General features: G+C 38.0%; 6 protein-coding genes. All 6 read right to left on the bottom strand.

All coding sequences use genetic code 11. The annotated features are described in order from the left end of the window. Window positions 1-21: 21 nt before the first annotated feature. On the bottom strand, window positions 22-2133 hold the full coding sequence (locus QS62_RS09425) for a TonB-dependent siderophore receptor (RefSeq protein WP_066109297.1): 2112 nt from the start codon (window positions 2131-2133) through the stop codon (window positions 22-24). Window positions 2134-2173: 40 nt separating this feature from the next. After that, window positions 2174-2977 (bottom strand): DUF4198 domain-containing protein, encoded by an 804-nt coding sequence (locus QS62_RS09430; RefSeq protein ID WP_231923703.1) that lies wholly within the window; start codon window positions 2975-2977, stop codon window positions 2174-2176. Window positions 2978-3009: 32 nt separating this feature from the next. Beyond that, entirely contained in the window at window positions 3010-4935 is a 1926-nt protein-coding gene (fhuB, locus tag QS62_RS09435; RefSeq protein ID WP_066109303.1) for a Fe(3+)-hydroxamate ABC transporter permease FhuB, read from the bottom strand. Beyond that, window positions 4929-5795 (bottom strand): ABC transporter substrate-binding protein, encoded by an 867-nt coding sequence (locus QS62_RS09440; protein ID WP_066109307.1) that lies wholly within the window; start codon window positions 5793-5795, stop codon window positions 4929-4931. Before QS62_RS09440 ends, fhuB begins: the two co-directional genes overlap by 7 nt. Window positions 5796-5805: 10 nt before the next feature. Next, window positions 5806-6570, bottom strand: coding sequence for an ABC transporter ATP-binding protein (locus QS62_RS09445; protein WP_066109310.1), 765 nt, complete (start codon window positions 6568-6570; stop codon window positions 5806-5808). 252 nt (window positions 6571-6822) lie between these two features. Next, window positions 6823-9295 (bottom strand): autotransporter outer membrane beta-barrel domain-containing protein (locus QS62_RS09450; RefSeq protein ID WP_066109312.1); only part of this gene is annotated, 2473 nt, incomplete at its 5' end.

The raw sequence follows: 9295 nt of genomic DNA on the forward strand, positions 1-9295 counted from the left end.
CTATTAGACCTCTTTTAGAGATTAGAATTTATAACTAATAGAGGCATTAATATTACGTCCAGCACCGTAATAACAATAATAATCACAGCCTGCGACATAACGGCGATTGCCAACATTATCAATATTAATTTGTGTACTCCAATTTGGTGTAAATTGATAACGAGCCATTAAATCTACTACTGTTGCTGATGGCACTTCTTTTCCTGAATATAAAGAACCATTACTGGTCACGCTCTTGCCAATATAACGTACACCTGCACCAATAGTTAAACCGTTTAACATCCCTTTAGCAAAGCTATAATCTGTTCTCATTGCAAAAGTGTGTTTTGGTATTAATGGATTGCGAATATCTCCCGTCTCTTTACGTGTAAACGATTTTAGGTAGGTATAGGCTAAATTGAGGTTCCAATTATTCACAATATTAATATCGGCTTGAACTTCAATACCTTTACGATAAACAGGATCTTCTTCACTCACAGTAGCACCAATTCCTTTGGAAACTAACGCTCCTTTATCTTTTGCTTTAAAAGCAGCAGCAGTAATAGAACCATTTAACCAATTTGGTAAATATTTAATTCCAACTTCATATTGATGCGTAATGGTTGGATCATAAAATTTATAATTATTACTCAAGCCCATTGGTAAATAAAATGACTCACTGTAGCTAATATAAGGATTAAATCCTAAAGGCGCTTCATACATCAAAGAAGTTGAATAACTCTTATGTGAATAAGAAGCTGAATGATGATTTAATATTGGACTGGATGATTGAGAAATATCTTCTGTTTGTTTTGCACGATCATAACGTACCCCAAAACCTAAAGTTAATTTATCAAACATACGGCTTTGATTTTGTAGATATAGACCAAATTGATGTGCAGTAATATCGTTATATGGAGCTTGTGTTACATCTTGAGCTTGACCGTAACTAAGCAGTGGATTGAGTAGATTAACGGCTGGAGTTTGACCATATAGTGTATAAAGTCCTTTCACTTTCTGATAACGATAATCTGAACCAACAGCCAAGGTATTTTGTAACCATTCATTGCTATATGTCCAATTCAAGTGATTATCAACATTATGACTAGTAGATGTTCCATCATTAAATACAACCCCACGAGTTAGCATATATCCTACTGCACTTGGCGCTAATGGAGACCAATCTGCATTATATGCTGATGGATAAGCATAAGAACCACGATGGAAGTTATTAACATATGAATAACGATAGCTACTGCTAAAAGAGAGATTATCAGTAAATTGATGATTTAGCTCATAACCAATATTGTATTGACGATTGTATTCGCGATCATTGATTGGATCCCCTAAGTTAGTGGAGCGACTGATATATTCGCCATTAGGAAATGCCACTAAAGTTCCTTCTTGAGGTAGGAAGTTTGAACTAGGAATTCCTTTATCAAATTGATAGCTAGTCAATAGAGTTAAACGAGTACGATCGCTAATATCCCACTCAACAGAAGGAGCAATGTAGAAAGTGCTATTTTTAGTACCTTCCCATTGACCATCTTTTGCACCATAAGAACTCACTACACGATAACGTAAGCTCTGGTCACTATTCATTGCACCAGTATAATCCGCGGCAAAACCATATTGTGTATTGTTACCCATATTGAGCTTAAACTCACCTTTGCCAATTTGCTCTTTATGTGGGCGCTTTGTGACATAGTTCAGTAAACCACCAGATTGCGCCGCACCAAACGTCATTGCATCAGCACCTTTCGTGACTTCAATCGCTTCAAAAGCAAAAGTATTGGTATAAGGCGTGAAGAAACCATAGCTAAACAATGGTAAACCATCTATTGCTTGTGTAACTTCTGCCCCTCTTACCTTAAACCAGTTGGTATTAGTATCTTCACCAAAAACTTGGTTAGAAAATCCTGCTTGATAACGCCCAATTTCATCAGTTTTACTTACCCCTTGCTGATCAAGTTGTTCACGAGTAATTGCTACTGCTGATTTCGCTTGATAAACCGGTACTTCACCCATTCGATACATTGAACCAGCTACCACATCAATCCCTTCAAGCTCTTGTGTTTGTTCCGCTAAAGCAGGATTTAGCGTTAAACATAATGCCGTCGATAACAGCGATAATTTAAAAATGTGTCTTTTCATTACAAAGTTCCTTAGGTTATAGAAATTAGAATATTAATTATTATTTTGTTTTTACACTGAAGGTGTAAGTACTATAAAGTTTGCGTTTTTGACAAACTTTTTGATCTGGGTAAGGCATCTCATAACTAGCCTTAATTTTCCAAGTTCCTGCCAACGCTGGAATAAAATTCACTTTTCCTTGCGCGTCAGTTTTACCAGAAAAGGCTTGTGGCTCACGATGATCGTAAACTGCTTTCTCATCTAATTTGGTAAATTCATTGGTTGTACCGATCACAACCACCTCTTTCGCAGGTTTCCCGTTATACAGTACCTGTACTGGAAAAACTTCTAACGGTTTAATATCTGTTGGATCGACCAAAGGAACAATTTCTAACGGTAAGCCAACCGGCTCAATCGCAAAATCGCTAACATCTACACCAGTATTAATATAGGTAGTAGCAAACATACTCGACTCTTCACAATAATTTGCATCTTGCATTTGAGTCAGATTTTCACGTTTCCAACCCTTCTCATTTTTTGACCAGAAAGTTGGTTTATAGCTACCTGAAATCTTATATTCCGCCTTTGCTAAATTATCTTTAGTCACATAATGATAATTTTCACCCTGTTGCGTTAAGGTAACGGAGCTACCATCAGTTTTGTGCAATACTAATGGATTCAAAAGATTTAAACGGCTCTCTGCGACTTTTTCACCCAATGGGAAACTATCCCCATAACCAAGTATAGCTTGTAATGGCTTACCTGCTTCAACTTGCTGCCCATACGCCCATAAATCATGTGCTTGTGTAATAGCCGGAATTGACATTACACATAATGCGCTGATTAAATGTTGCTTTTTCATCATTTTTCTCCTCTTTTTTGTGTTAATAAAATCGATTACAACTTTCTCATCAATACTAAGAAATAACTGCCGCCTAATAGAGTTGCCACTAATCCTGCTGGAATTTCATAAGGAAATAACCATTGGCGCCCTAACCAATCAGCTATCATCATTACACCTGCACCTAATAAGCTAGCAGCGATAAGCTGTGCTTTAGCACGATGAAAACCGAGTGAATAGGCTAAATGTGGTGCTAATAAGCCAATAAAACTTAGCGTTCCGACAATTAAAGTGGCAAATAGCGTTAACATAATTGCCAAGATAAATAACACTGTTCTTGCTTGTATCAGATGTATTCCGACAGACTGTGCCACTACAGTACTAAGGCTTAATAAATCTAACCAACGGCTAAACAATAGACTGATCATTAAACAACAAACTGCTAAAACTAATATCACATAGGCAATCGTTGGTTCGGCAAAATAGGTTGAACCCGAGCCCCAACTTAATAATTGCAACGCTCTTAGATCACCGCTTGCCACCAAGATACGCAACACTGCATCAAACAGTGCAGACAAACTAATTCCGGTTAATAACACCTGCTCTGGCTGCAAACCATTACGGCGATTAATTAACCAAATTAATAACAAAATAAAGCCAGCACCTATCGCACCAAAGATCACCAATTGACTTGTCACAAGAGCACCAGCAACAAAAATAGCGATAAGAACACCAAAACTAACGCCTGATGTAATCCCAAGTAATTCCGGACTTGCCATTGGATTACCGGTTAAACGTTGTAAAATCACACCCGCTAAAGCGAGCATAATGCCTGCGGCAATCGCATACGCAATTCGCGGAAAACGCAATTCAAATAAAATTTCATTAAAGCTAAAAGACCAGCTATCTTGGTTTTGCCCAACACAAAAAGCGAGCAACAACCCCATTAATAGTAATAGGCTAAGTATTTGGTAAGAAAAAATTGGCTGTTTGGAGGTTAAATGAGTAACAGTATTTTGCACTCGTCCATATTGCTGACGCTGACGAAAAACTAACCAAAGCAGTAGTGGTGTACCGAATAAAGCGGTTACCGATCCTGTTGGTAATTGCAGCTGCCAATAATGATCGATCAATTGCAACACTAAATCCGTCATTAACAACAATGCTGCCGCAAAAAAAGCGCTTTGCCATAATAAAGTGGTAAAACGGTATTCGCGATATTGGCGAACAATGGTCGTTGCCGCTAAGCCAACAAACGCTAAAATACCAACACGACTTACTACAATTGCCACTAAATAGGCAGCTAAAATCACTGTCAATATACGAATACGTTGTACATTTACTCCTAAACTTTTCGCATTGCTATCTTGTAATTGAAAAATCTGTAATGCTGGACTGAGATAGATTAATACTGCCAATGCAGGTAATAACAACGGTAGTAACGTCAAACTGGCAAACCAGCTTTCTTGCACTAAAGAACCGCTGCCCCACACCAATAAACCACGACTTTCTTCCGGGTAAAATAGCGTGAGTAAAGCGGAAAAGGCACCAAAATAAAAACTGACCACTAATCCTGCTAGCACAATTAATAAAGGCGAAATCATTTGTCGCCACGCTAATAGCAATACAATAGCTAAAGCAAATAATGCCCCAATCAAAGCCACTACTGTTGAGCCAATTTGTAATACTGCCGGGAAAAATAAAGTAGCTAAATATAAAGCGAATTGAGCACCGCTACTAACCGCTAAAGTGCTATCTGATGCCAATGGATTATTTATAACTTGTTGTAACAACAATGAAGCGCAACCTAAGCAAATTCCCGCTAAAATCGCCATTACTACTCTTGGCAGAGTAAAATTTAGCAGCAATAATTGTGCCATTCCTTTATCAGCAGTTGTTTGCCATTCTGCTATCACCACCGCAATAAATAACACTGTTATAAATAAACTAAATAATAAGATTAAACGTTTAGCGCTTACCATATTTCACCTCCAGAGGTAAAACCGTTCACTAAAGCTCGAGCTAAACGCTGCATTGACGGCAAAGCACCAAATGTCCATATTGATGGCAATACAATTGGATCTTTTGCTAAATGTAAGGAATGCCATAATGTATTATTGGCTAATTCATCAGGAATATTGTTAGGATAAGGTTTAATCACAATTAAACGTGCATGATCAAACTGCGCCAACTGATTCAGCGAAATTTGCGCGGTACCCCAAAGATTAACTTCCTGCTGCCACGCATTGGTAAAACCTAATTTTTCAATCACCACACCCGGCAAACTCTGCTTACCATAAACACGCAAATGACGCCCATCAATAAATTGCACCACTAATAACGAGCGTGTTGTATATGGTTGTAATTGTTCCTTACTAGCACGAAATACCTGTTCAGTTTCTGCAATAAGTTTCTCTGCTGCGGCTGGTTCACTTACTGTTGTTGCTAATTGTCTGGTTGCTTGTAACTGGTTTTGCCAAAAATCTCCAGCTTGATAAAAATTAATATGTGGCGCTTGCTGCAATTTACTCAAATAAACTCGATTCGTTTCAACCGCTGGTTGATACATATCGCTATTCGGAAAGATTTCAATAGATAATGTGGCTAATAGCTCTTTATTTGGTTGCAAACGTGTACCTAAATCAATAACGTGACGTGGTAATGTAGGCTCTGTTACCCAAGTTTGATAGCTCTGTTTATCACCTACGGCAATAGGCGTTATACCTAAACCTAACAAGGTTTCGGCAACAGTCCAATCGAGCGTAGCAACGCGCGGTTGCGCCGCTAACGGTAAACTGATTAAGCCACAACAAAGCCAAATAATACGCCAGATCTGCTGCATAAATTCCCCTTTAGAAGAAGGCGATTGGAGTTTGATCTACTGGGTGTGACTGTACTTGTAGATCAATATGATAGATTTTTGCTAAGGATTCAGGCGTCATAATTTGTTGAGGCGTGCCTTGCATCAATAATTTGCCAGACTGCAAAGCGACAATGTGATCACAAAAACGGGCAGCAAGATTAATATCATGAATCACAATAATTACCCCAAGATTCAGCTGCTGCACTAACTGTTTAATGAGCTGCATAACTTCTACTTGATGAGCAATATCCAAAGCCGCTAAGGGTTCATCTAACAGTAAGAATTGGCTCTGCTGTGCTAATAACATCGCTAACCAAACTCGCGAACGCTCGCCTCCCGATAAAGTATCAACAAATTGATCGGCATAACGTGTCATATTGGTGCGCGCTAATGCTTCAGTAATTACTTGTTGATCTTGTTTTGGATTACTTCCTAATAATCCATGCCAAGCATATCGCCCCATTTTGAGTAATGCGGTTACGGTAAGATTGTGAGCTTGAGGTAAATGTTGCGGCAAATAAGCGACTTGACGAGCAAATTCTTTATTTTTCCATTGGTGAATTGGCTTATTGGCAAATGATAATTTGCCGTTACTCGCGCTATGCTGACGCGCCAGTAATTTTATTAATGTGGATTTCCCTGACCCATTTTGCCCAATAATTCCATAAATTTTACTAGTAGAAAATTGTAATGAAATTGGGTGCAACAGAACTTTTTCATCCAAGCAAAAGGAAACAGAATCTAATTCAAACACAATTCACCTAACTTTTAATCATCCTTTATTAAAGTTGGCGGATTTTATTTGATAACAATTCTTATTTCAATAGAAAAATAAAAATTTTTTTATTCTCTGTTTTATAGATAATTTAATAACATCTGTGTTTTTTAAGATCATAGTCAAAATAGTGATGTAAATAGATTGGTATGTAAATGATGTTATCAGGTTGTACTTGACAGAAACCCTCTTCAAGATTGAAGAGGGTTGGGAGATTTGAAAAAAAATCAATTACTTAAACTGCCACGATAATGCTAAACGCAAGTTATACGAACCAGTGCGTCCATGACCAAATTCTTTCTCAGCATCAATAAACACATTAGTCTTTTCACTGACATGCGCGTTGTAGCCAACACCAACAGCATACCAAGTACCTCTCGTATTCCAACTGGTGTGATAATCCCCAGTACGGTCGCTCGCACTAAACGAACGTTTGCCTAAAAACTCATGCATAATATTACCTTTCGCATAAAGACGATTATCACCGCTTTCATCTAATAATCGCACAATATCCACACCAGCACGACCAATTAAGCTTTTCGCATGACCAAGTTTCACATCAATATCATTGCTGGTGCGATAATCTGCACCAGTTAAGTAAGCGAATTGCAATTGCGCTTGCGGTACTAGATACCAACGTTTGTTATCATCAATAAATTTACGATAACCATGTTCGGTACTTGCCGTAAAGAGGTAATTCTTATAACTACCTTTACCCCAGAGATTGCCATCACTCATCATAGATTGATAATGGTTGTGTAATGCACCAACTCTTAACACGTTATCATTATAGTAACTGTTATCACCGGCTTGGTTATTCCATTGGTTGGTGTTATAAAGGCTTAATTCGTATTTCTTCACTCGTCCTTTACTGAACTCATCCGCTAACGTGGTTTTGCCATAACCATAAGTGAAGCTTAAACCCCATTTTTGTTTTTTCTCGTCATTGTTATAACGGAATTTGTCATAACCAATTTCATAGTCATTATGGTTTAAGCTAAAGCGGTCTGTTTCTTTTAAGCGAGTATGGGTACCTCTTATCCAAGCGCCTTCTTTAATGTCATTGAGTGAATAAGCGCGTTCCCCTTCTCGTTTGGTGTAAGTATCAAGCGTAAAGGCATAACCTGCACTTGCATCTAACATTCTGCCAATATCGACTGTATTACGGCTTGGCGTATTAGTGCGATATTTCACTAAATAGACATTCTGACTGCCTTCACCGCCATAAGTGGTATTAACATACTCATTACCTGGTTTCGCTTTACTTAACGCATTACCACCATTAAAGGCAAGATTATAAGCTTCGTGATTATCTGGGTCGGTGGCTTGGTCAGCATACTCAACAGTTAAAGCTTGTTTCATTAAACGATGTTCATCAGTATATTGTTTGCCAGCAACAAATTCATTTTGTGAATGTTGTACCGTAGCGAAACGCAAACGGTCGCCGTAATTCATACTTTCAATCACGTCACGTTCATTCTTAATGACAACATCTTGTGGTGTGCTTGTGCCTTCCTTGATATAGAGCATATCGCTGCCTTGACCAGTTTTATTTAAGGTCATTAGGAATTGATTTGCACCAGCGAGTTTATCAATATGCAATGCTTGACCAGCTGAGGCGCCTGCTGAAGTTGGGCTCACATCCACTGTTCCTTCACCACGCAATTCGCTCACCCAGCTTTGCCCAGTCATTTGCCATAATGAATCTTTTGCTAACGTCAATACAGTACGACCTGCTGTATCAATCGTAATAGGGGTCGGTTTTGCTGGCGCATAACTATTTAATGGGAAAAGCGTATGATGTGCTTCATTTTGCGCATTCGCATTATCAATACGTCCGATTAATTGGCTATTTGGTGTTAAGGCAATATCGGCAACCCCTTGATTAATCGCCACCGTATCTCCTTTCATCGTTAATGTGCTGCCTTTAGATTTCACCAAGATTTGTCCGCCATTCGCCAATAAATCTCCGCTAATTTGGCTCTCTTTGGCATAGTTTAATTGCACCATACCTGCAGAATATGCCGCTAATGGTGCAGATAATTTAAGACCACCATCAACAATAATGTTTCCATCATTCCTTGCATCAACCCCTCTCATTATTGTATTGATAATATTGTAACCTTGTTCTGCTACAATCGTTACTTTACCATTCACAGAGGAAAAAACACCTGTATCTGCACCGAACAACTGATTATCTATAGTTGCTAATAACAAACTATCATTATTATTACTTCCATATACCGCAACACTATCTGCTATTAATGATTGATTGTCATCTCCAACTTCTATCACATTATTTTTAGAATGTAATGTTACCTTGGCATTTTCCCCTTTGGTATATACCCCATAAATAGCAATATTTGAATCTTCTACTTTAGCTTGTTCACGAGATACCTTAATTTGATTTACCCCTGATAAGGCAGTTAATAAAGTGGTTCCACTATTAGTGGTATTAATACCACCTTGAGTTGCTTCAATCAAATTATTACCCTGTTCTGAAACTAATTGAACAACACCGTTTTCCCGTGAATAAATCCCTCTATCTGCACCTAATAATTCATTATTATTTATCGCAGATAATATAATTTTTCCTCTAGCTGAAATAATCTGACTATCAACATTCCTAGATTGATGATTATCACTAATTTGGATTAAATTTCCCTTTGCTTGTAGTTCTACTTTCGAATCAACATCACCAGTA

Origin of the sequence: Gallibacterium salpingitidis, assembly GCF_001678495.1 — a bacterium.
GTDB classification, from domain to species: domain Bacteria; phylum Pseudomonadota; class Gammaproteobacteria; order Enterobacterales; family Pasteurellaceae; genus Gallibacterium; species Gallibacterium salpingitidis.

Excerpts from the sequence above, each read along its gene's own strand:
- QS62_RS09425 (WP_066109297.1), bottom strand. The coding sequence starts at position 2,133 with ATGAAAAGACACATTTTTAAATTATCGCTGTTATCGACGGCATTATGT.
- QS62_RS09430 (WP_231923703.1), bottom strand. The coding sequence starts at position 2,977 with ATGATGAAAAAGCAACATTTAATCAGCGCATTATGTGTAATGTCAATT.
- fhuB (WP_066109303.1), bottom strand. The coding sequence starts at position 4,935 with ATGGTAAGCGCTAAACGTTTAATCTTATTATTTAGTTTATTTATAACA.
- QS62_RS09440 (WP_066109307.1), bottom strand. The coding sequence starts at position 5,795 with ATGCAGCAGATCTGGCGTATTATTTGGCTTTGTTGTGGCTTAATCAGT.